A 23,401-nucleotide genomic window follows, 5' to 3' on the forward strand; every position below is an offset into this window, starting at 1 on the left:
AAAGTGTTACCTATGTCCCCGAACGTTTGTTACCACTCTCCCAGGTCTGTACAAAGGGGAAATAAGGGGGATTTGGGGGCAGCGCCCGCTGGCGACCGGCATAGCTAGGCTGCGCAGTTATCACCTGCCGTGCGAATCGTGCTATAAATCTCCGATCCTGCTACGTCGTGTAACACACTCACACTATGCCTGTGTCATTCCCAACGGTTCTGAGCGAGCGTAAGAACCGGATGCCACAACCTTGAAGCGCAAACGTTTATCCGGTACCGCTCAAAACCCGCCTTCTTTAGTATCAAGGCTGTACTTGCCGTGGCGTAGCCTACGGGCGAAGCCGGGTCGGGAATCCATTTCCGCCAGTGATCAATCAGGAATCTTTCAAATTAAAAAGGGTTCATGAATATTTATGTTTCGGGAAACACACTATGTGTGTCATTTCAAGCGGGTGAGGAATCGGACGCCCTCTGCCAATTGCAAGAAGGCATATCTGGTACTGCTTGGAAATACCTCAAATTAAAACAGCGAGAAATCTCTCTTTTCATCTTCCCCTTAGAAAAAGGCCTGTCGGGGCGGAGCTTTCTTGTCCGACGTAGCTTTAGCGAAGCGGAGGGGCAGGGGGGATTTAATAGTTTAGACGTCATCCTGGGCCCTGTTCCGGACTCGCGATCCGGGATCGACTCAATATCTCGTCTTTTCTTAAAAGGGCAGGGTGGTTAAAGATTAAGCTCGAGCTCGAGCGCCTCTTCGGCCTCGTCATCGCCCTGGAGGAATATCTTGTCCGGAAGCCCTATTATGCGCCTGAGCGCCTTCAGCTCCTGCGAGGCCTGCTTCCTTCTCTTTTTCATCCTTTTGGTCCTTATCCTGAGGAGCGACATCGTATACGAGATATCCCGGTTCCATCTTCCTCCGGGCCCCGGCTCGGCGTGGTCCTTTTCCTCCATGGACGTCTGGAGCGAGAAGAAAAGCTCGTACTCCTCGTCGGGTATGAAGTTATCGAGGAATGAATAGGCATCCTCGATTATGTCCCTTTCCTCTATATAGTCCTGGTGAAGGAGATAGATCGCGAGAGCGTGCCTTATGGTTTCCTGCGGGAACGGAAGCAGCGACTCCGGAAGAGCTCCGGGCAGGAGCTTCAGCGACTCGGGTCTTTCGTGCTCGTTTACCTGCGCCAGCAGGTCGCCGTACGCAGAGACTATGCTCTTGGGATGTAAGCTCGTATCTTCCCTGTCCACTTCGAAATCCCTGATGCCTCGGACAAATGGAACGGGAAACGTATACGCGGGCGGAAAGAAGAGCCTCCCCGCCGCGTTGTTTCAGCCGTTTGATTTAATGTATGCCTGGGTCCCCGCGAGCTCCGAATCCGGACTGACGAAAACCTGCGCCTAGCCCTTTGCCTTTTGCGAAGCTCGCCCCTTATTCTATCACGCACGACTTCCCTTTAATAGTAGACGTAAAAAAATTCCTGCCGCGGGTCCGGGTTTCTAAATGGCGGTTTTGTGGATTTGTAGTATTATAAGAGCGTCGTTTCCATAGTCGGCTAAAACGGAATCAATGAAAAGCTTTGAGCCATCGAAATCGTTAGTCGGCAAAAACTCCATCCTCGCGCTGGTTGCGCTCGGCATAGTCTTCGGCGATATCGGGACGAGTCCGCTTTATGCATTCAGGGAATGCTTCTCCCTGAGATACGGTATAGAACCCTTCCACGAGAACGTGCTCGGCATACTTTCCCTCATTTTCTGGTCGCTTATGATAGTCATCTCGCTAAAGTATGCGATCTACGTCATGAGGGCCGACAACCAGGGCGAGGGAGGTATACTCGCGCTTCTTGCGCTCCTTATTCCCTACTACGGAAGAGAAAAAAAAATAAGCAGGCTCGTTTTCGGACTCGGCATCTTCGGCTCGGCGCTCTTTTACGGGGACGCCATGCTTACCCCCGCCATATCCGTCCTGAGTGCCGTCGAGGGGCTCAAGATCGCTTCCCCGATGTTCCACGATTACGTTATCCCCATAACCCTCTTGATCCTCTTCTGTATCTTCTTCGTCCAGAGTAAAGGCACCGGCCGAGTGGGATCTCTGTTCGGTCCCATAATGCTGATATGGTTTCTGACGCTCGCAGTCCTGGGCGTCTCATGGATAATCAAAGTCCCATCGGTACTGGAATCGATGGACCCTCTATATGCCATAAAGTTCTTTCTTAACAACGAGGTACAAGGCTTTTTGGTGCTCGGCGCCGTTTTTCTCGTCGTAACCGGCGGCGAGGCGCTCTACGCCGATATGGGACACTTCGGCAGGTTCCCCATCAGGCTCGCGTGGTTCGGTGTTGTCCTCCCCGCGCTTTTAATCAACTATTTCGGACAGGGCGCCCTCGTCCTCACGCGTCCCGAAGCGGTGGAGAACTCCTTTTATCTCCTCGTTCCCGAATGGGGGCTCTATCCGCTCATCGTGATGGCTACCATAGCAACCGTCATTGCCTCACAGGCTGTCATCTCCGGGGCTTTCTCCCTCACGTCACAGGCCCTCCAGCTCGATCTCCTCCCGAGGGTAAACGTCGTTCACACCTCGGCCGAGCAGATGGGTCAGATATACGTCCCATTCGTTAACTGGGTTATGCTTGCCGGCACGGTATTCCTCGTCCTCATCTTCCGCACCTCGGGAAATCTGGTCGGGGCATACGGCGTAGCCATAGCGACCCTCACGGTCATAACGACGCTCCTCATGTTCATTTATTCGGTCTCCGTATGGAAATGGAATCTCGCGGCGGCGCTCCTCCTCACCTCCTTCATGCTCGTAGTCGACCTCGTCTTCTTCGGGGCGAATATAATCAAGCTCGACCAGGGCGGATGGTTCCCGTATCTCATCGCCATAATCGTCTACTTCATAATCATAACGTGGGTAAAGGGGCGGCGGCTCGTACAGGAAGAGTTCAGAAAAGAAGAGATACCCTTTTCAGTCTTTCTCTCCGACCCCATGTTAAAAGACGTCCCGCGCGTACGGGGCACGGCCGTCTACATGTCGAAAAATCCCTACGGCGTGCCGAGAACGCTCCTTCACAACTTCAAGCACAATAAGGTCTTCCACGAGCGCATAATAATCCTGACGCTATACACCGAGGCCGTCCCGCGCGTCTACGGCGCCGACAAGATGAAGGTCGAGGAGCTCGGGCACAATTTCGTGAGGGTCATCGCGAATTACGGGTTTCTCGAAAGGCCCGACATATTCCACGTGCTGGAATACCTCCGTGACCTCGGCATCGAATGCAGGATAAACGAGCTCACGTTCGTCCTCGGCCGCGAAACCATAATAGTGGGCCGCGGCCACGGCCTGGAGAGGCTTAAAAAGAGGCTCTTCGCCTTTCTATCCCGGAACATGCTGCCGGCCACGCACTACTTCAACGTCCCGCCCAACCGCGTCATAGAGATCGGCCTTCAGATAGAGATCTAGGCGGGCCACGCCTGCAGGAAATCGACGTATGCCGGGATAGTGCTGTTATCGCTTTTTGCGCGAATGGTGCCATGAATCTCCGGTATTGCTGCGTCGTAAAACATCCATTCTTGCTTTTTGATCCCCCCTTAGAAAAAGGGGGTATGGGGGGATTTGCGGACCGCGACAATCTCTCTTCCGATTAAGCCATGAGCCCTATAGTTCTCCTGAACTGCGCGAGCGCAATACCGAATAACGCGGCCCCTATAGCCAGTATGGCGACGAACTGCGGCCAGACGACGGAGAATCCCGCACCGCGGTATAGGATAGCCTGGGCGAGCATCACGAAGTGCGTGTTCGGCGCGGCAAGCATGAGATACCGCACTGCGTCCGGCATGCTCTCCCGGGGCGTCGTGCCGCCCGACAGCATCTCCAGCGGCAGCAGTACGAGTATAAACAAGAGGCCGAACTGCGGCATCGAACGGGCTATGGTGCCCAGGAATATCCCCATCGACGTCGTGGCGAAGAGCTGCGCGGCCGCGCCGGCCAGAAAGAGAAGGATCGAGCCCTCGATGGGTATCGACAGGAGCCCGCGTACGATGACGACCAGCGAGAACATAGACGCCGCCAGCACCACGAGCCCCATCGCCCAGACCTTGCTCGTCATGATCTCGAACGGCGTGACGGGCATTACGAGCAGGTGCTCTATGGTCCCGTGCTCGCGCTCCCGGATGAGGGCGGCCCCTGTCAGCACGATGGAGAGTATGGTCACGTTATTTATAATCTCCATTATCGCGCCGAACCAGGACTTGTTCAGCTGGGGGTTAAAGCGCGCCCTCAGCGTAAGCTCCACGGGCAGCTCGGCCGTGTCCCCATAACGCTGCGCGAAGGCGCGCACTTCGTCGTTGACCATGGTCTGTATATAGCCGCTCCCCGTAAATGCCTGGCTCATGCGCGTCGCGTCCACGTTGAGCTGTATGGTCGGGCGCCTCCCGGCCAGCATGTCCCGCTGAAAGTCCGGGGGAATATCGAGCGCGAACGTATCGAGCCCTGCGTCCATACGGGCGTCCATCTCCGACTGGTCGATTAGCTCCGGCGGCAAAAAGTACGGCGGATAGAATGCCCCGACGATCCGGGACGAAAGGGGCGAGCGGTCTTCGTCTACTATGGCTATAGGGGCCATGTTGAGCGTCTCGGGCATTGCCGTCGCCGCCGTATATATAGCGAAGCTGAAGGCGTAGACGATCAGGACGAACATGACCGGGTCGCGGGCGAGGCTCCGGAGCTCCTTGATGCCGAGATAAAAGATGTTCGAGGCGCGCATCGGTCAGGTCTCCTGCTTCCTCAGTATGACCGCGCATAATCCGAGGAGCACGGGCACGGCGATTGCCAGCGGGACGAAGGAGCTCCGCAGATCTTCGAAACCGAGGGCCTTGGAAAACGTCCCCTGCGATATGATAAGGAAATAGGTGGTCGGGTAGATTTCGCCGATGAACCTGCCCGCGCCCTGGAGGGACGACACGGGGTCGATCATTCCGGAGAAGCTCGCCGCCGGCAGTATCGTCAGTACCGCGGTGCCGAAAATGGCCGCGATCTGGCTCCGCATGAAGCTCGATATCAAAAGGCCGAGGGCGGTGGCGGCGCTTACATACAGCAGCGCCCCCGCGGTCAGGATGAAAAAGCTTCCCTTGAGCGGCACGCCGAAGATGGCGACGGCGATCAGCGTGAGCATGAAGAAGCTCAGCATGGACAGCGCGATGTAGGGGAGCTGCTTTCCCGTCAGGAACTCGAGCCTCGTCGTCGGCGTAACGTAAAAGTTTATTATAGAGCCGAGCTCCTTTTCCCGCACCACGCTCAGCGCCGCGAGCATGGCCGGTATAAGCAGTAGCAGGATCGGTATCACGGCCGGGACCATGGCGACGAGGCTCTTGACGTCGGGATTATAACGAAAGCGGGTCTCGATATTTATGAGCCCCTCCGCTTCCTTCCCCCGCCCGAGCTCCCGCGCCTTTACGGCCAGCCAGTGGGCGTGCATCCCCTGCACGTACCCGCGTACGGTCTCCGCCCGCGTAGGCATTGCGCCGTCTATCCAGGCGCCGACCTCCACCGGGCTCCCGCGTGCGATGTCGCGTGCGAATCCCGGCGGGATCTCGATCGCCAGGCTCAGACCGCCCGAGCGCATCCTGCGGTCGAGGTCGGCATAGTCGGTTATGGGCGGCTGCTCGACAAAATAGCGCGAGCCCGCGAGGTTAAGCGTGTAATCCCGGCTGGTTACCGTCTGGTCCCTGTCGAGAACGGCGAACGAGAGGTCCTCGACGTCCATGTTGATCCCGTACCCCATCACGAACAGCAGGATTACGCTCCCGAGGAGGGCGAGCGTAAGACGGACGGGATCGCGCCTGAGCTCCAGCGATTCCCGCCGGGCGTAGCTCAGCATGCGGCGCGTGTCGAAAAAGCGCCTGAATCCTTTAACCCCGGCATTCGAAGCCCCGTCCTTCGCGGAAAGGACCCTGGCCAGCTCGTCCGTCCCGTCCGGGGCTCTTACGGCATCCCTTCCCGCGGAATCTTCCTCCAGATACTTGATAAACGCCTCCTCGATGGTCCCGGCGCCGCTCCTCTTCACGACGCCCTCCGGCGTATCGGCGACGAGCACGCGCCCGGCGTGCATGAGCGATATGCGGTCGCACCTCTCGGCCTCGTTCATGAAGTGGGTCGATATGAAGATCGTCACGCCGCCGCTTCGCGAAAGGTCCACCAGTATGCGCCAGAAGGCGTCCCGCGCTATGGGATCGACCCCGGACGTGGGCTCGTCCAGTATCAGCATCTCGGGCTTGTGGACCATCGCCACGGCCAGCGAAAGTCGCTGACGGTGGCCGAGCGACATCGTATCCGGCAGCATGTCCTCCGTCCCTTTGAGATCGAAGCGCTCTATCATCTCCCTCACGCGCCCCTGGATCTCCCCGGCGGTCACATGGAACAGCCGCGCGTGGAGCTCGAGGTTCTGCCTCACCGTAAGCTCCGTGTAGAGCGAGAAGAACTGCGACATATACCCCACGCGCCGGCGCGTCGCAAGGTCGTTCGCGTCCACCTCCTTCCCGAAGAGCCGCGCCCGGCCCTCTGTCGGGGGCAGGAGACCCGTAAGCATCTTCATGGTCGTTGTCTTGCCGCAGCCGTTCGACCCGAGAAAGCCGAAGATCTCCCCCCGGCTTATCCTGAAGCTCACGTGATCGACCGCAGTGAAATCCCCGAAGCGCTTCGTCAGGCCCTCGGCCTCGATGGCGATTTCGCCGTCGGCCTCCTCGGTGCGGGGAGGGATATCGACCTTCCTGTAGCCGCGTCGCTTCTCTTCGGGGAGAAGAGCGATGAACGCCTCTTCGAGGGACTGCGCCCCCGTACTCTCCAGGAGCTCACGGGGGGTCCCGTCGGCGAGTACCTTCCCCCCGTCCATGGCGGCCAGGCGGTCGAACCGCGCTGCCTCTTCCATGTAGGCGGTGGCCACTATGACGCTCATCCCCGGCCGGGCCGCGCGTATGGTGTCCACGAGCTCCCAGAACTGCCTGCGCGATAGCGGATCGACGCCCGTCGTCGGCTCGTCGAGGATTATGAGGTCCGGGTCGTGGATCAGCGCGCAGCAGAGGCCGAGCTTCTGCTTCATGCCGCCCGAGAGCTTCCCCGCCGGCCTGTCCAGGAAATCCCCTAGCCCAGTGGCCCTCGTCAGAACCTTTATGCGGTGGAGACGCTCGCCGTCACTGCCGCCGAACAGGCGGCCGAAAAAGTCGATGTTCTCCGTCACCGAAAGCGTCGGATAGAGGTTCCTTCCCAGCCCCTGCGGCATGTACGCGATGCGCCCGCGCACCTCGCTCCTGTGACGGGCGTCGGCCATGTCGCCGCCCAGCACCTCGACCTTTCCCGCCTGGATTGACCGCGCCCCGGCGATAAGGGAAAGGAGGCTCGATTTACCGACCCCGTCGGGGCCGATGAGCCCGGCCATGCCCCCGCCGGGGAAGTCGAGGCCGACGCCGTCCAGCGCCTGCACCTTGCCATACCGGAGCCCCACGTCCTGCAGCCTGACGACCGGCGGAATACTACCGGCGTCTTTCGTGCCGCCCGGCTCACTCATTGCGGCAGGCGCACCTCTAGCCCGGCCGGCCATTCGGCGTTCGGGGCGAGCCTCACGTAGGCCATGCCCGGGAGCCCGGTCTTTACGTCCTCTATGTGCTTTCTCAGGAGGTCGGGGGGGATCTGGGCCTTGAGCCTGAACATCAGCTTCTGGCGCTCTTCGGCCGTCTCCACGGATTTGGGCGTAAACTGCGCCACGTCCGCGACGAAGGTTATTTTGGCCGGGATGACGTACTGCGGGGCCGCGTCGAGTATGATGCGGGCCTCCGCGCCGAGCTTCACGCGTCCCGCGTCTTCCGTCGGGAGAAAAAAGGTCATATAAACGTCGCTGAGATCGACGAGGTTAAGCACGATGCCGCCCGCGTTCAGCACCTCTCCGGGCTGCGCCACCCGGTACTGGACGCGCCCGTCGCGCGGCGAGCGGAGGGTGCTGTCGTCGATGTCGGCCTTTATGCGCTGTATCGTGGCGCGCATGGCCTCGGCCTCGGATTTAGACGCGACTATCTGCGAGCTCGCCGCGCTGATGGCGGCCTCGGCCGCCGCTACCTGCGCGTCGGCGGCGCTTACCGCCGCCTTCGCCCTCTGGAGATCGGCCCGGTCGTCGTCGAGCTTCTGGGCGGGAACGATCCCTCTTTCGGCCAGCTTCTCCGTGCGCGAAAGGCGCTTCTGCGCGGCGCTGAGCTCGGCCTTCCGCTGAGCGACCACGGCCTCGGCGGTGGATTTTTCGGCCTTTCGCTGCGTCACCTGGTCCTCGGCCGTCACAATTCCGATAAGCGCCCTTTCCAGCTGCGCCTCAGCCTCCCTCTGCTGCGCTTCGAGAACGGCGGTATCCATAACGGCGAGAACCTCTCCGGCCGTTACGAAATCGCCCTCGTTGACCATGATCTCCTTGATCCGGCCCGACATCTTTGCGGCGACGTTTATCTCGGTTGCCTCTATCCTGCCGTTACTGCCGGCGAATCCCTCCGGCAGCCCGTTCGGCCTTAGGGCCCTCCAGGCATAGAAAGCGATAAAGCCCGCAAGCACGACGAGGGCGATCCGCAGCAGCCAGGCCCTGTTCAGTTTGATCATTGTTCCACCTCTTTAGGTCGGCCGAAATTGGAAGCATCCACGCCTCAATCAGTGTACAGCGTAAAGGTGTGGCTGAAAACGCTCGCATTATTCCTGAAAAATCTTGATCGGGACGGGCGACAAATCTCTCCTCCCCCTTGGAAGAGGGGAGGTGAAGGCTGGGGTGACCTCAAGTGGTGTCATTTCCAACGATTCCGAGCGAGTGAGGAATTGGGTGCCGTTCCCATATCTCGCGGACGTTCATCCAGTACCGCTCAAAACCTGCTTCTTTAGTACCAAGCCTTAATCGGAAATCCAGCACGCCATGCGTGCATGAATCCGATATCGCGGCACTCCGCCGCGACTCCACTCTTCCGTCATCTTTTTTTCAGTCATCCTGAACTCGTTTCAGGATCTCGTCTTCCATCCTTGCCTTTGTTTTCCATCCCCCCTTAGAAAAAGGAGGATAAGGGGAGATTTTCTTGGAGTTGTTTCTTTTTCTGTCATTCCAGCGGAGGCTGGAATCCATTCTTTGCTTTTGTAGCCATCCCGCCTGCGAAGCCGGAGATCTATTCGACATCTATCTTCCTCCTCCCTCCAACAAAGGGCCGGAAAATGCCTATACGAGGCCCTCCCATCCTAGTTAACATAAGATATCTTATCGGACGCTCGATCCCACGCGATATGGGGCGCTTCATACACTCTGTAGTTCCGCTATTGCAATCGCTTTTATATTTAATCTTTTGAGCGCGCCTTTTAAATGATAGGGATAAAGAAAAGACTGGAAATAAAGCGGCGTGCAATAGCGGAACTAGAATTCCTCCACAATCTCTCCAAATCCGGTAAATTACTACCTCTATGAAATTCGGCTGTCACGTCTCCATCGCCGGGGGTATCGACAAGGCCCCGGCGCGCGCCCACGCCCTCGGCTGCGAATGCTTCCAGATATTCTCCCGCTCCCCGCGCGGCGGGAAGCCGCCGGTCCTGACAGACTCTATCGTCGCCTCTTTCAAAAGCTCCTGCGCCGCTTTCGGTCTCTTCGACTACTTCATTCATACCCCTTACTATATCAACCTCGCGTCCGAAAATCCGGCCCTCCGCGAATCCTCCGTCCGCATTATACGGGAAGAGCTCGAGCGGGGCACGCTCATCGGCGCGAAGTACGTCATGACGCACCTCGGGAGCTCGAAGGGCATCGACCGCTCCGTAGCCGTCGGCCGCGTCGTGGAAGGCGTAGCCGCCATACTCGAAGACTCGGGCAGCCTCACGACCGAGCTCCTCCTCGAAAACACGGCCGGCCAGGGCGAAACCATAGGCGACTCTTTCCCCGAGCTCGCCCGCATAATAAACGAAATCGAAAACCCCCGGCTCGGCGTCTGCCTCGACACCTCCCACCTCCTGGCCTCGGGCTACGACATACGCACCAAAGCCGCGGTCGAGAAAACGCTCGGGGAATTTTCTTCGCTCATAGACCCGGCCCGCATAAGGCTCCTTCACGGTAACGACTCAAAGATACCCCTCGGCGAAAAGAAAGACCGCCACGAGCACATCGGCGAGGGAAAGATAGGCACGGCGGGATTCAGGGCCATCGTGAATCATCCGCTCCTAAAGGGCCTCGACATGATAGTCGAGATACCGCCCGAGGAAGTCGAAAGGGATATAGCGCTCCTTAAGAGCCTGCGGAAGAAATAGGCCGGCATCCGCCCCGGCATCCGATCCCTCCTTTACAATCCCCCACGGAAAAGTAATCATAGATACATGAGCCAGCCCCTCATAGCCGCGAAAGGAACCCGCGATCTCTTCATCCTCCCCCGCATGGCCAACAGGCACGGGCTCATCGCCGGCGCGACGGGCACCGGCAAGACGGTCACGCTCCAGGTCCTCTCCGAGAACTTCAGCAGGCTGGGCGTCCCGGTCTTTGTCGCCGACGTCAAGGGCGACCTCTCGGGCATAAGCAGGCCCGGAACGGACAACCCGAAAATAGCGGAACGCATACAAACGCTCGGTCTCTCCGATTTTGTTTTCGAGGGAAGCCCCGTCACGTTCTGGGACGTCTTCGGCGAGGAAGGGCACCCGGTCAGGACGACGGTATCCGAGATGGGCCCCCTACTCTTGGGCCGTCTACTCGGACTCAACGACACGCAATCGGGCGTCCTCACGCTCGTCTTTAAAATCGCCGACGAGGAAAAACTTCTCCTCCTCGACCTTAAAGACCTCCGGTCCATGCTCCAGTTCGTGGGAGACAACGCCTCGTCCTTCACGACCGAATACGGTAACGTCTCCCGCCCCAGCATAGGTGCCATACAGAGGGGCCTTCTCAGGCTCGAAGAGGAAAGCGGCGACATATTTTTCGGAGAGCCCGCTCTCAAGCTCGACGACCTCACCGCAGTGGACGAAAAAACGGGCCGCGGGACGATAAACGTGCTCGCGGCCGACAGGCTGATCCGCTCCCCGGGCGTATACTCGACGTTCCTCCTCTGGCTCCTCTCCGAATTATTCGAGCAGCTCCCCGAGGTCGGCGACCCGGAAAAGCCCGTCCTCGTATTCTTCTTCGACGAGGCCCACCTCCTCTTCGACGACGCCCCCAGGGCGCTCCTCGACAAGATAGAGCAGGTCGCCCGCCTCATCCGCTCGAAGGGCGTCGGCGTCTACTTCGTCACGCAGAGCCCCCTCGACATCCCCGACGTCATACTCGGCCAGCTCGGGAACAGGGTCCAGCATGCACTCAGGGCGTACACCGCGCGCGACAAAAAAGCTATCAGGGCGGCGGCCGGGACGTTCAGGCCGAACCCCGCCCTCGACACCGAGCAGATACTGACAGAGCTCGGCGTGGGCGAGGCCCTCGTATCCTTCCTCGACGCCAAAGGCAGGCCCGAAGTGGTCGAGCGCGCAATCGTTCGCCCGCCTTTCAGCCGTATGGGGCCCGTCACACCCGAAGAGCGTAAAGAAACCATCACTGCGTCCCCGATCAACGGCCACTATGAAGAAACCATCGACCGCGAATCGGCCTACGAAAAATTACAGGCCAGGGCAGAGGCAGACGCCAGGGCAGCGCCCCCTCCCCCGCCGAAGAGGAAACCGGGCCGTCCCAGGGATACCATTTTTGAGACGGCGGCCAAGTCCGCGGCGCGCTCGTTCGGAAGACAATTAGCGACCACCGGAAGACAAATAGCGACAGAGATCGTGCGCGGAGTTCTCGGCTCCATGCTCGGCGGAAAGCGCCGCTGACGAACCCGGCACGGCTTATTCCAGCAACAATAAAGACATATTGCGGCATTCTTGAAGCCCGGCTTTAAGTACCCGCCCCTGAGCATTTGTTTTCACTGACATTCCGTCCGAAAACGCCCCCGGATTCTTCCACCTCTGCTGTCATTTTCATGCCTTAAACGGGGGTTTTAAACCGTCACCTTAATACGTGTGGATAAAAAAAGCATATTTCATATTCTTCTTTAAGTAATGGGGACACTCTCCCCCGCATCTGCACTGAATATTCGAAAAGAGGTCGTTCTATTCTGTCATTGCAAGGGAGCGTCTTCTGCGACCGTGGCAATCTCATCCTGTCATTTCGACCGCAGGGAGAAATCTATCTTTTACCCCCCTTAGGAAAAGGGCGGACTGTGTCCGCCGACACCTACGACATATCGGCATCTGACACATTAATTATTCATCGTGCGGACGGCACAATGAATCACCAGCCCTGCTACGTCTTAAAGCACACAATGTGTGTTATACTCCATTCCAAAATCGTCCGGGAGGAACAAAACATGTCGGAGACGCTCAGGGCCGGTGACGCCGCGCCTGACATAGAAGCCGAAACCTACGGCGGCGAAAAGATAAAGCTCAGCAATTTTCACGGCAGGAAAACGGTCGCCCTCTACTTCTATCCGAAGGACTACACCGGCGGGTGCACGAAGGAGGCCTGCTCCATAAGGGACGGTTACGGCGAGCTCGAAGCGCTCGGCGTCGAGGTTCTCGGCGTGAGCACCGACAGCGTAAAATCCCACGAGGGCTTCCGCGACAAACACTCCCTCAACTTCCCGCTCCTCAGCGACAATGACAAGAAGATAGTAAAAGCCTACGGCGTCGAAAGCGCCTCGGGCTCCGCGAAAAGGGAGACGTTCCTCATAGACAAATCGGGGATAATAAGGCACATCTGGACCAAGGTCGATACTGCAGGCCACGCGGACCAGATTGCGAAAAAGGTAAAAGAGCTCGGCCTCGAATGAGGCCGCGGGGCTCGCTTCAAAACGAGCTGCCGAAGTAGGTACAGATCTTCGGGAAGGACGCCGCGGAAATTACATATCCGCAATCCGGGCACGATTCGCCGGCTTCCGCGCCGGCGTGCTCGGCCTTCCGTCTCGCCCGTAACATGGAGGCGTCCACCCCCGCCCTGCTCTCGTCCGCCCATAGGGCGTTCGTTTCACTCATACCACACCTCCGGCGGCCCTGTTTGAAATCTGGCGCCGCTCATGCCCGTAATTAAAGCACGCGCTGATTAAGGGCCGGTTATAAAACGGTTAAACCGGCATTAACACACACGTAGTGTGTTTTATGACGTAGCAAGTGTGGAGATTCATGGCAAGTGATGCGCGGTTGGTGGTGATAATTTTGCCTCTGCTACATCGGATTCCCGCGCGTGTTGCGTGCTCCGTTGCCGGCGGACGGTGTCCGCACGCCCGGCGTGCCTAGGCAACGCCTTTCCCCAGGTACGCCCTCAGCTTCGGCGAAAAGCTCCTTCTTACGAGCGCGGATTTCAGATTCCATTCCTCGTCGCCCGCGTCGGACTCCGAAATAATCCTTATCTCCTCTCCCTCTTTCACGGCGACCGGTACCCCGTCCCTGTAAAGGACCCTGTTCTTGTAGAGTGACGATACCCTCTTCCCCGGGGTTATTATCCCGGTCAGATTGAGCGGATCGGCTGCGCTTATCGAAACGAGCGTCCCCGACTTCGCCCTCCGCCTCGTCTCCCTGAGGCCCGCGACTGCCTCCGGCAGCGCGAACTGCTCTCCCCACACGCCGTCTACGAACCTTCCACCCCTCACCTCTCCCCTTAATTCCATCAGCCTTAACGCCTTAACTAGATCCCTCCACGGCGGCGAAAAGCTCTCCCTCTCCGCGAGCCTCCTGAAAAGCACGCCATATCTTTCCAGCAGCACCATCGCGAGCGCCCGGAGGTCGGCAGCCGTCCTCTCCCCGTCCTCACCCGTGCGTATGAGCGACCACCTCCCCGCGCCCTCCATGTTGAAGCTTATCCTCTTCCTCCTTCCGGCAGAAGTCCTGTACTTCGAGCTCACGAGAAGCGCCCGGAGGCCGGTATAGCTGTCGGACGTCACCATCCCGTGCGCCACGAGCTCCGCTATCGCCGCCTCGACGTCGGTCCGGAGCCCCTTCACGCCATCCACTATCTCGTCGAAGAACGAGGCCCCACGCGTCCCCAGGAATTCCAGCACCGAGGCCGCCCTCCGCGAAAGCCCTTCGCCGTCCGAGCCCTGAGCGAGCTTCCTCCACACGCCCAGGTTCGTCCTTCTCACTATCGTCACGGGGGTCGTCTTTATCGGCCCCTGCCTCTTGCCCCCGTTCCCGCTGGGCGCCTTGAATCTCCCCCAGACGGCGCTTCCCGAAAGGCACAGCGTATCCAGCCATCCGTGATCGTAGCCCTTCATGCGCGCCGACAAAATATCCCCCTCCCACGCCGCCGCCGGCGTCTCGAACCCCTCCAGCATCCCGAGTATTCCCCGTAGCGCTTCCACCCCCTCGGGCCTGTCCTCGCCGTCTACCCCGTGCCGCGAAAAGAGATATCTCATGAAATCCGCTGCCGTCACGGGCTCTATCTCCCGCCGGAGCTTGGTCATCGTGTACTTATGTATGCGCGCGAGGAGCCTCCTCTCGCACCACTCGAGCCCCTCTTCACCCGGGGTGAAATGCCCCCTGAAGACGAACCCCTCCCCTTCGAGTATCGCGAGCGCCCTCTCCACGCCGGCCTCCGTCACGCCGAGCGTTCCGGCAAGAACCCCAGCCGTCACGGGCCCGAGCGCCTCCAGCCGCCCCCGCGTTATCTCGACGAGCGCCTGGTCCCTCGTCACCTCAGCGCCCCTAAGCCTCTCCGGAATATCTATCTCCGGCACAAGCACACCGTCCGGGTGTACGGCCTTCATATGATGGAGCCTCTCGGCAGCCACCCAGAAAACCTTTTCTCCAACCCTGAGCTCCGCCGCCCTCTCCTGCTTTGTCAGCTCCCCGAAATACTCTTTCCATCCGCCGGCGGCGTCGCCTGTCTCGCCTTCGTTCTCCGTAATGAATCCCGTCAGCACCAGCGCATCGTGAAGCTCCTCCGCGTTCTCCGCCTCGGGCCAGGCTTCTTCTTTAACACCCCTCACAGCCCCGGCATCGAGCTGCCCGAGCTCGGCCGCCTCCTTCGGGTCGAGCCATCTCCTGTTCTGAACGGCGTGCGTCCTTCTCTCTTCGAGGGGCACGTCGTCGAGGAAGGAATACGGCCTCGCGTTAAGCACCTGCTCCGAAAGCGGCGAAGGCTCCCGCAAATCCCGCGCCAGTGTTTCGACATTCCCCGCATGTATATCCGTCAATAATCTTTCGAGGCTCTCTATGTCCATAGCCTCGTTGAGGCAGTCGCCGATCGTCTGGCTCACGAGCGGATGCTCCGGTATCTCCCTCTCGCCGACAATATTTTCGAGGCACGCTATCTGGTCCGGGAACACCTGCGCAATCAGGTCCTCGGAATGTATGCGCTGAATCGCGGGCGGCACCTTCTTTCCCGTCCACCTCCTCAAGACAGCAAGCGCGGTGCTCGCGTTCCACCTCCACCTCACCTCGAACATCGGCGCATCGAGAAGCGCCTGCGTCAGCACCTGCCGGACACTGCCCGGATGGAGGTAGTGGTAAACCTCCTCCAGCGGAAAGCTGTGCGTCGCACCAAGGCTCAGTATGATCGAATCCTCGGTCGCCGCCGCCTGGAGCTCGAAGTTAAACTTCCTGCAGAACCTTTTTCTAAGCGAAAGCCCCCACGCCCTGTTCATCCTGCTCCCGAACGGCGAATGTATGACGAGGTTCATCGCCCCGGCCTCGTCGAAAAATCTTTCGAGAACGAGCCTTTTCTGTGTCGGTATCACGCCGAGCGCGGCCTTCACGACGGCCATGTACGTGACGAGCTGATCGGCGGCCTCCTCGCCGAGCCCGGTAGTTTTAACAACGTGCTCTATTGCATCCCTTTTCCACGAGTCTCCCATCATCCCGTCGAGCGCGTCGTCCTTTTCCCTTAGCCAGCTCAGGTCCCCGAGCTTCTCCGATATCCCTTCCCTTAGCCTCGATACCGCGTACGACAGCTCAGGGCTCCTCCCCGGCGCTTCCCCGAACCAGAACGGAATCGTAGGCGGGAGCGCCCCGGCGTCCTCGACCCTCACCTTCCCCCCGACGACCTGTATTATCCGCCACGAATGGTTGCCCAGGAGGAAAATGTCCCCGGCAGTGCTCTCTATGGCGAAGTCCTCGTTCACCGTCCCGAGAAAGGTCCCCGTCGGCTCCAGAATCACGTCGTAGTCGAAGCTGTCGGGTATCGTCCCGCCCGACACTATCGCCGCAATCCGCGCCCCCTTCCGCGGCCTCAGCATCCCGTTCACCATGTCGTAACGTATGTACGCCGCCCGCCGACCCTTCTGCGCCGCAAATCCCTCCGACAGCATCTTCACGACGTCGTCATACTCCGCCCGCGTGAGCTCCCTGTACGGATAGGCCCTCTTAAAGAGCGCGTACAATTCTTCTTCGTCCCACTCTCCGCACGACACCTCCGCCACTATCTGCTGCGCGAGAACGTCGAGCGGCTTCTCCGGCATTATTATGCTGTCGAGCTCCCCGCGCCTCACGGCATCCAGCAGGGCGGCACACTCCGCGAGCTCGTCGAGGCTGAGCGGAAACACCTTTCCTCGCGGCGTCCCTTTCACGGTATGCCCCGAGCGCCCCACCCTCTGGAGGAACGTCGATATCTCCCTCGGCGAGCCTATCTGGCACACGAGATCCACGTGCCCTATGTCTATTCCCAATTCCAGCGACGCGGTAGCTACTATCGCCTTTAACTCCCCCGACTTCAGACGCCTCTCGGCGTCGAGCCTCATCTCCTTCGATATGCTCCCGTGGTGCGCCGCGATGACCTCGGCCCCGAACCTCTCCGTAAGGTTGTGCGTCATCCGCTCCGAGAGCCGCCTCGTATTCACGAATATCAGCGTTGTCTTATGCGACTTTATAAGCGTTTCTAATCTCTGGTAAACCTCCTCCCACACCTCGTTCGACATGACGGCCGTAAGCGGCGATCCCGGGATTTCGACCGAAAGCTCGAGCTCCCTCTTGTGCCCCGAATCTATAATCGTGCAGTCCGGCCGCCCTTCCCCCTCGGCCCCGTTCCCGGTAAGGAAGCTTGCCACTTTTTCTATCGGCTTCTGCGTCGCCGAAAGTCCTATCCTTCTCAGCTTCTCCGGCACGAGGGCCTCAAGCCTCTCGGCCGTAAGCGACAGGTGCGAGCCGCGCTTGCTCCCGACCATCGCATGTATCTCGTCCACTATCAGCGTCCTCACGCCCGAAAGCATCTCCCTCCCGTTCTTTCCCGTAAGGAGCAGGTACAAGGATTCGGGGGTCGTTATCAGTATGTGCGGGGGCTTCTTCGTCATCCTGGTCCGGACGGCGGACGGCGTGTCGCCCGTCCTCACCTGCGCCCTTATCTCGAATTCCGTAAGCCCCATCCCGGCCAGCTCGTCCATTATCCCCTTAAGCGGTCTCTGAAGGTTGTTCTCTATGTCGTTGCTGAGGGCCTTCAGCGGCGAGACGTATACGATCTGCGTCCTGTCGTTGCGCCCGCCTTCGAGCCCCTCCTTCACCAGGCCATCTATAGCTGAAAGGAACGCTGCCAAGGTTTTACCGGAACCGGTAGGCGCGGCGATAAGGACATTACTCCCCTTCTTTATCTCCGGCCACGCCCTCTCCTGAACCTCCGTCGGAGCCCCAAGCTCCCTTCCGAACCACGCCCCCACGGCAGGATGAAATATCTCGAACGCCATCCTATTATTATAAACGGCAGGCCACGCCTGCAGGAAATCGACTTACAAGAACGGCATCACTACCTACCCCCGCACGTCCTTTGCTACTTCCTTCCCCCTTCCAGGGGGAAGGTCAAGGATGGGGGTTACCTCAAGTTCCGTCATTCCCAATGATTTCGAGCGAGCGAGGAATCGGACGCCCTGGGCCGACTTCACGGAAGCTCATCCAGTACTGCTCAATGGTAAATCAAACCAAAACATTCAGGATCTATCCTTTGTCTTTGGCTTTCTCTTTTCCCCTCCCTCCAAAGGGCTCCCCCCTCCCCCATGTGCTAAACTCTTCCCCTATGGACTTCAAAATCACGAGCGACTTCTCCCCCAAGGGCGACCAGCCCGAGGCCATTCGCGAGCTCACCGAGGGCCTCCTCCGGGGCGACAAGCACCAGGTCCTTCTCGGCGTCACGGGCAGCGGCAAAACCTTCACGATCGCAAACGTCATCGCCAACGTAAACCGCCCCACCCTAATCATCGCCCACAACAAGACCCTCGCCGCCCAGCTCTACGGCGAGCTCAAGGACATATTCCCTGATAATGCCGTCAAATACTTCGTCAGCTACTACGACTACTATCAGCCCGAGGCCTACATCCCCTCGACCGACACTTATATAGAAAAAGACGCCCAGATAAACGAGCACATAGACAGGCTCCGCCACGCCTCGACGACCTCACTCTTCGAAAGGCGGGACGTTGTCATCGTTGCCAGCGTCTCCTGCATATACGGCATCGGGGCCCCCGAGCACTACTACGGCCTCCTCATAATGCTCGAAGAGGGCATGGAAATGGACCGCGACAAGCTCCTCGCCCGCCTCTCGGAGGTCCAATATGAAAGAACAGGGCTCGATCTCCACAGAAGCTCCTTCCGCGTAAAGGGCGACGTCGTTGACGTCTTTCCCTCTCACCACGACAACACGGCCGTAAGAATTGAATTTTTCGGCGATGTCATCGATTCCATCAAGGAGATAGACCCGATACGCGGCACGACCATCCGCTCCATAGGCAAGGCCGCGATATACCCCGGCTCCCACTACGCCGCCCCCAAATACAGACACGAAATGGCCATCGAAAACATCAAGATCGAGCTCGCCGAAAGGCTCAAGTATTTGGAAGAGCATGGCATGATGCTCGAAAAGCAGCGCCTCGAAGAGAAAACCAACTTCGACCTCGAGCTTTTAACGAACATGGGCTTCTGCCCCGGCATCGAGAACTACTCCCGCCACATCTCGGGACGCCTCCCGGGCCAGCCCCCGGCAACGCTCCTCGACTACTTCCCGGACGACTTCCTTCTCATCATCGACGAAAGCCACCAGATGGTACCCCAGCTCCGGGCCATGTACGAGGGCGACAGGAGCAGGAAATTGAGCCTCGTCGAGCACGGCTTCAGGCTCCCCTCGGCGCTCGACAACAGGCCGCTCAACTTCCGCGAATACGAGGAAAGGGTGAACCAGGTCATATACGTCTCGGCGACCCCCGGCCCCTACGAGCTCGAAAAAACCGGCGGCGTCATAACGGAGCAGATAATCCGCCCGACGGGGCTCGCCGATCCGGAAATCGAGATCAGGCCGGCCGACAACCAGGTAGACGACCTGCTCGAAGAGATAAGGAAGAGAACAGAGGCCGGCGAAAGGGTGCTCGTCACGACGCTCACGAAGCGAATGGCAGAAGACCTCACCGAGTACTACCGCGAGCTCGGCATACGCGTGAAGTACCTCCACTCGGACATCGACACGCTCGAAAGGATAGCGATTATAAGGGACCTCCGGCTCGGAAAGTTCGACGTCCTCGTCGGCATAAATCTCCTCAGGGAAGGCCTCGACATTCCGGAGGTCTCGCTCGTCGCGATACTCGACGCCGACAAGGAAGGCTACCTCCGCTCGGAGACCTCCCTCATACAGATATTCGGACGCGCCGCCCGTAACGTCAACGGACGCGTGATCCTCTATGCCGACAGGGTCACGGAATCGATGGCGAGGGCCATGTCCGAAACCGAGCGGAGAAGGGCCATACAGCAAAAATACAACGAAGAGAACGGGATAACGCCCCGGAGCATCAAGAAATCCGTAACGGACATACTCTCGACCATATACGAGGCCGACTACTACACCGTCCCGCTCGAAACGGTTAACGAAGACCTCGATGTCCCCCCGGAGAAAATATCGTCCACGATAACCGCCCTCGACAGGGAGATGAAAGAGGCCGCAAAGAACCTCGAATACGAAACTGCCGCAAAGAAGCGCGACCAGATAAAAAGGCTCCGCGAGCTCGAGATAAAATACCTCGGGAGCCCGAAAGAAGGCCCTCAACAGGGCGGCTGACCCTATTTTTTGTCGCCGCACCCCTCGCTCATCGCCGTTTTCGCCGCTTCCGCTATCTCCTCCGGGGTAAGGTCCTTCACGTGCGTCGCGACAGACCATACGTGCCCGAACGGGTCCTTTAACTGCCCGTACCTGTCTCCCCAGAAGGCGTCCCCGAGCGGCATGACCACCTCGGCCCCCTCCTTGATCGCCTTTTCGAAAAAGGCGTCGGCGTCGGGGACATATATATGCAGAACGACCGTAGTCCCGCCCCGGCTGTTCGGCCCGAGCGAGTTCCAGTCCGGGAACTCGTCCGCCAGCATCACGGCCGAATCCCCTAAGTGTAGGCACGCGTGCATGAGCTTCCCCCCGCCCGGCATGTCGAGCCTCGCGACCGTCTTCGCGCCGAACGCCTTCTCGTAAAAATCTATAGCCTTGGCAGCGTCCTTGCATACGAGGTGCGGCGTAACTGTATGCATCCCGTCGGGTATCGGTTTAACTTTTGCCATAATTTCAGCTCCTTACGATGAATTTACCGGATACGCCCCTCTTCCGCATTTCCGGCTGCTTATACGACGAAAAAGATATCCCTGAAAGGACACCCCTCTCGCCCTACCCTGTTTGATGCACGACCACCGAATTAATTTCAGATTGTTTTAGCTTTACCTTTGCTTTTAATATATTTCCTCCCCCCTCCCAAAGGGGGGAGGATTAAGGTGGGGGTTACATCAAGTGCTGTCATTCCCGAATGTCTCAATCGGGAATCCAGTCTTTTAATTTTTTGCTTTTAATCCGTCATCCTGAACTTGTTTCAGGATCTATCCCTTGTCCCTGGCTTTCTCTTTTTCCTTCCTTCTCCCCTCGTGGAGTGGATGCGAGCAAGCGAGCATTCGGACACCCCAGGCCGACGGCAGAGAAATCCATCCAGTACCGCTCGAAAGCAACCGAAACCAAAACAGGGTCAGGGGGAGGGGGATAAATCAGCCCAATCCATTCCATTGTTTTTCAAATCAAAAAGGGTTCATGTAAAAATATGTCATTTCGAGCGCACGCGAGAAATCTCTCTTTCCATCTCCCCTTAGAAAAAGGGGGGAACGAGGGGGGATTTTACCCCTCCTTCGCACGCTCACCCCCCCAGCCTCTCCTTGAGCCCCTCCGCCAGTTTCCTGTTAATCCCCGGAACGGCCGCAATCTCCTCCACCGTCGCCGCCCTGAGCCTGACGACGCTCCCAAACCGCTTTATAAGCTCCCTTTTCCTCTTGGCGCCTATCCCGGGAATGTCGTCGAGCTCCGACTTGAGCGCCCTCTTCCCCCGGAGCTTCTTATGAAAAGTAATCGCGAACCTGTGCGCCTCGTCCCTCACCCTCATAAGCAGGAACAGCACAGGCGAATTCCTCGAAAAAACTAGCGGATTCTTCCTCCCGTATATGTAAATCTTGTCGCTCTCCCCCTCATACCTCCCCTTCGCTATGGAGGCGAGCCCCACGGCATCCTCGTACCCGAGATCCGCCATCGCCTGGTGCGCTATGTTGAGCTGCCCCTTTCCCCCGTCTATGAGAATCAAATCCGGCGGCTCCCACCCCGCTTCCTCCGCCCTAGTCAGCCTCCGGGACAGGACCTCCCTCATCATCGCGTAGTCGTTCGGTCCCTCGACCGTCTTTATCCTGTACGTCCTGTACCCGTCCCTGGCCGGCTTTCCGTTCTCGAACCTGACGAGCGACGCGACAGCCAGATCCCCCTGCGTATTCGATATGTCGAAACATTCAATGGATATTGGCGCTTTCTCCAGTTGAAGCGACGTCCCCAGCCTTTCCAGGAGGTCCAGCTCCCCGAGCTCCTTCGCGTGCTTTCTCTGGAAGCTTTCGAGCGCATTACGGGCAGCAAGCTCCACCTGCCGTGCCTTCGTCCCCCTCTCCGGGGCTTCTATAACCACCTTCCGCCCGCGCCTCTCCGAGAGCCATTCCGAAAGCGCCTCACTGTCTTCGACCTCCGCCGGGACGAGTATCTCGCCCGGTATAAACCTGTTCCCGCCGTAAAACTGCGACAGGAATTCGCTCAGAAGCTCCTCGTCCGTCCCCGCAGTATTCCTGAAGGAGTATTCGACCCTGTCTATAAACGTCCCGCCCCTCGAAAAGAGCACGGCGAACTCCACGTGCCGCCCCTCCCTGTGGTACCCGACGACGTCCCTGTCCTTCGTATCGGGCGTTATGAACATCTCCGCCTCGAGGTTCTTTTCGAGGAGCCTCACCTGGTCCCTGTAGTGCGCCGCGTCCTCGTATCTCGTCTCCTCCGACGCCCTCTCCATGTTCTCCTTCAGGATATCGAGGATCCGCCCCTTTTCCCCCTTAAGAAACATCCTCACGCGCTCGACGACCTCCCGGTACTCCTCTTCCGACGCCTTCCCGGCGCACGGCCCTAGGCACTGCCCCATGTAATAGCTCAGGCACGGCCGCACCGCGTGCCGCCTGAATTTCTCGTCCGTGCAGTCTCTAAGCGGAAACACCTTGTGTATGAGCCGCTTCGCTTTCCTGAGGGCGTCCGATGAGGCGAACGGCCCGTAATAAATAGCCCCGTCCTTCAGCACCCGTCTCGTCAGCGTGAGGCGAGGGAATTTCTCCCTCGGATCGAGCCTCAGCGACAAATAATTCTTGTCGTCGCGGAGCCTTATGTTGTATTTCGGCTTCTTCTGTTTTATGAGGGAATTTTCTAGCATGAGGGCCTCGCGCTCGTTCCGGGTTACGAAATAATCGAGGTCGGTAGCTTCGCCCATCAGATAGGCGATATGCGGCCGCGCCGGCTCCTCTCCGTCGTTGAGATACGAAAAGACCCGGCTCCTTAGATTCTTCGCCTTCCCCACGTAAAGCGACCTCCCCTTCCCGTCCTTGAGAAGGTAAACCCCCGGCGAAGACGGAACCGTGCTCGCCTTTTCTTTATCGATACTCATAACTTACTAAGGTTAAAAAGAATTCCGGTATAGGCAAGTTAGAACAAAGGGTTCATAGAGGTTTAGGTTTCCGATTTATCCTAAAACGGACGATATATGCGTTATTGCAAGAAGCGTAGCGACGAAGCAACCTCTTCTTATCATTTCGAGCATACGCGAGAAATCTCGCAGGCAGCGCCCGCCACACGTCTGCCGCTTTGAATCGCCGGCATTGCTACGTCGAAAAACACACAATGTGTGTGTCATTCCCGCAACGATTCCGAGCAAGCGAGGAACCTCCAAATTTCTGTCATTCCCGAATGCTTGTATCGGGAATCCAGCACGCCTCGCGTGCATGAATCCGACGTCGCGGCACTCAGCCGCGACTCCACCTTTCCGTCATCCTGAATTTAATTCAGGATCTCGTCTTTTAATCCGTCATTGCTGTAGATGTTAAGTAATTCGGGGCAGGAATTCTCCGGGATAGAATAATAAGAGGA

At 58.6% G+C, this 23,401-nt stretch carries 13 protein-coding genes; 5 read left to right on the forward strand and 8 right to left on the reverse strand.

Annotated elements, in window-relative coordinates; genetic code table 11:
• Positions 1-710: 710 nt before the first annotated feature.
• The gene (locus PKC29_14685) at positions 711-1,229 is read right to left on the reverse strand and encodes a hypothetical protein (GenBank protein ID HML96666.1); all 519 of its coding nucleotides are present in this window, start codon (positions 1,227-1,229) and stop codon (positions 711-713) included.
• 319 nt (positions 1,230-1,548) lie between these two features.
• On the opposite strand from PKC29_14685, the gene PKC29_14690 reads away from it, so the two are divergent.
• Positions 1,549-3,438 carry a potassium transporter Kup gene (locus PKC29_14690; GenBank protein HML96667.1) on the forward strand — a complete coding sequence of 630 codons (1,890 nt, stop codon included), beginning with the start codon at positions 1,549-1,551 and terminating at the stop codon, positions 3,436-3,438.
• Between the two features lie 181 nt (positions 3,439-3,619).
• Here PKC29_14690 and PKC29_14695 read toward each other — a convergent pair whose 3' ends face one another.
• The 3 genes from PKC29_14695 to PKC29_14705 are packed head-to-tail and all read right to left on the reverse strand — an operon-like array spanning position 3,620 to position 8,607.
• On the reverse strand, positions 3,620-4,741 hold the full coding sequence (locus PKC29_14695; protein ID HML96668.1) for an ABC transporter permease: 1,122 nt from the start codon (positions 4,739-4,741) through the stop codon (positions 3,620-3,622).
• A 3-nt stretch (positions 4,742-4,744) separates the two neighbouring features.
• The gene (gene rbbA, locus PKC29_14700) at positions 4,745-7,537 is read right to left on the reverse strand and encodes a ribosome-associated ATPase/putative transporter RbbA (protein HML96669.1); all 2,793 of its coding nucleotides are present in this window, start codon (positions 7,535-7,537) and stop codon (positions 4,745-4,747) included.
• Positions 7,534-8,607 (reverse strand): HlyD family efflux transporter periplasmic adaptor subunit, encoded by a 1,074-nt coding sequence (locus PKC29_14705; GenBank protein ID HML96670.1) that lies wholly within the window; start codon positions 8,605-8,607, stop codon positions 7,534-7,536. Before PKC29_14705 ends, rbbA begins: the two co-directional genes overlap by 4 nt.
• Positions 8,608-9,444: 837 nt before the next feature.
• On the opposite strand from PKC29_14705, the gene PKC29_14710 reads away from it, so the two are divergent.
• The 3 genes from PKC29_14710 (at position 9,445) to PKC29_14720 (ending at position 12,812) form a co-directional block, all read left to right on the forward strand.
• A complete protein-coding gene (locus PKC29_14710; GenBank protein HML96671.1) occupies positions 9,445-10,278 on the forward strand; it encodes a deoxyribonuclease IV in 834 nt (277 codons plus the stop codon).
• Positions 10,279-10,344: 66 nt separating this feature from the next.
• Positions 10,345-11,814, forward strand: coding sequence for a DUF853 family protein (locus tag PKC29_14715; GenBank protein HML96672.1), 1,470 nt, complete (start codon positions 10,345-10,347; stop codon positions 11,812-11,814).
• 536 nt (positions 11,815-12,350) lie between these two features.
• A complete protein-coding gene (locus PKC29_14720) occupies positions 12,351-12,812 on the forward strand; it encodes a peroxiredoxin (GenBank protein ID HML96673.1) in 462 nt (153 codons plus the stop codon).
• A 16-nt stretch (positions 12,813-12,828) separates the two neighbouring features.
• Here the strand turns inward: PKC29_14720 and PKC29_14725 are convergent, their stop codons facing one another.
• Together PKC29_14725 and PKC29_14730 are read right to left on the reverse strand one after the other, a co-directional pair.
• The gene (locus tag PKC29_14725) at positions 12,829-13,014 is read right to left on the reverse strand and encodes a hypothetical protein (protein ID HML96674.1); all 186 of its coding nucleotides are present in this window, start codon (positions 13,012-13,014) and stop codon (positions 12,829-12,831) included.
• Positions 13,015-13,271: 257 nt separating this feature from the next.
• Positions 13,272-17,648: a DEAD/DEAH box helicase gene (locus PKC29_14730; GenBank protein HML96675.1), complete on the reverse strand. Its 4,377-nt coding sequence runs from the start codon at positions 17,646-17,648 to the stop codon at positions 13,272-13,274.
• 326 nt (positions 17,649-17,974) lie between these two features.
• Here PKC29_14730 and uvrB point away from each other — a divergent pair, with 326 nt between their 5' ends.
• Positions 17,975-19,999 (forward strand): excinuclease ABC subunit UvrB, encoded by a 2,025-nt coding sequence (uvrB, locus tag PKC29_14735; GenBank protein HML96676.1) that lies wholly within the window; start codon positions 17,975-17,977, stop codon positions 19,997-19,999.
• Positions 20,000-20,001: 2 nt separating this feature from the next.
• On the opposite strand, the gene PKC29_14740 is transcribed toward uvrB, so the two are convergent.
• Both PKC29_14740 and uvrC read right to left on the reverse strand, forming a co-directional pair.
• Positions 20,002-20,487: a VOC family protein gene (locus PKC29_14740; protein ID HML96677.1), complete on the reverse strand. Its 486-nt coding sequence runs from the start codon at positions 20,485-20,487 to the stop codon at positions 20,002-20,004.
• 617 nt (positions 20,488-21,104) lie between these two features.
• The gene (gene uvrC / locus PKC29_14745) at positions 21,105-22,922 is read right to left on the reverse strand and encodes an excinuclease ABC subunit UvrC (protein ID HML96678.1); all 1,818 of its coding nucleotides are present in this window, start codon (positions 22,920-22,922) and stop codon (positions 21,105-21,107) included.
• Positions 22,923-23,401: the final 479 nt, after the last annotated feature.

The sequence above is a fragment of the Thermodesulfobacteriota bacterium genome, from assembly GCA_035325995.1.
Taxonomy (GTDB): domain Bacteria; phylum Desulfobacterota_D; class UBA1144; order Nemesobacterales; family UBA2774; genus JADLGH01.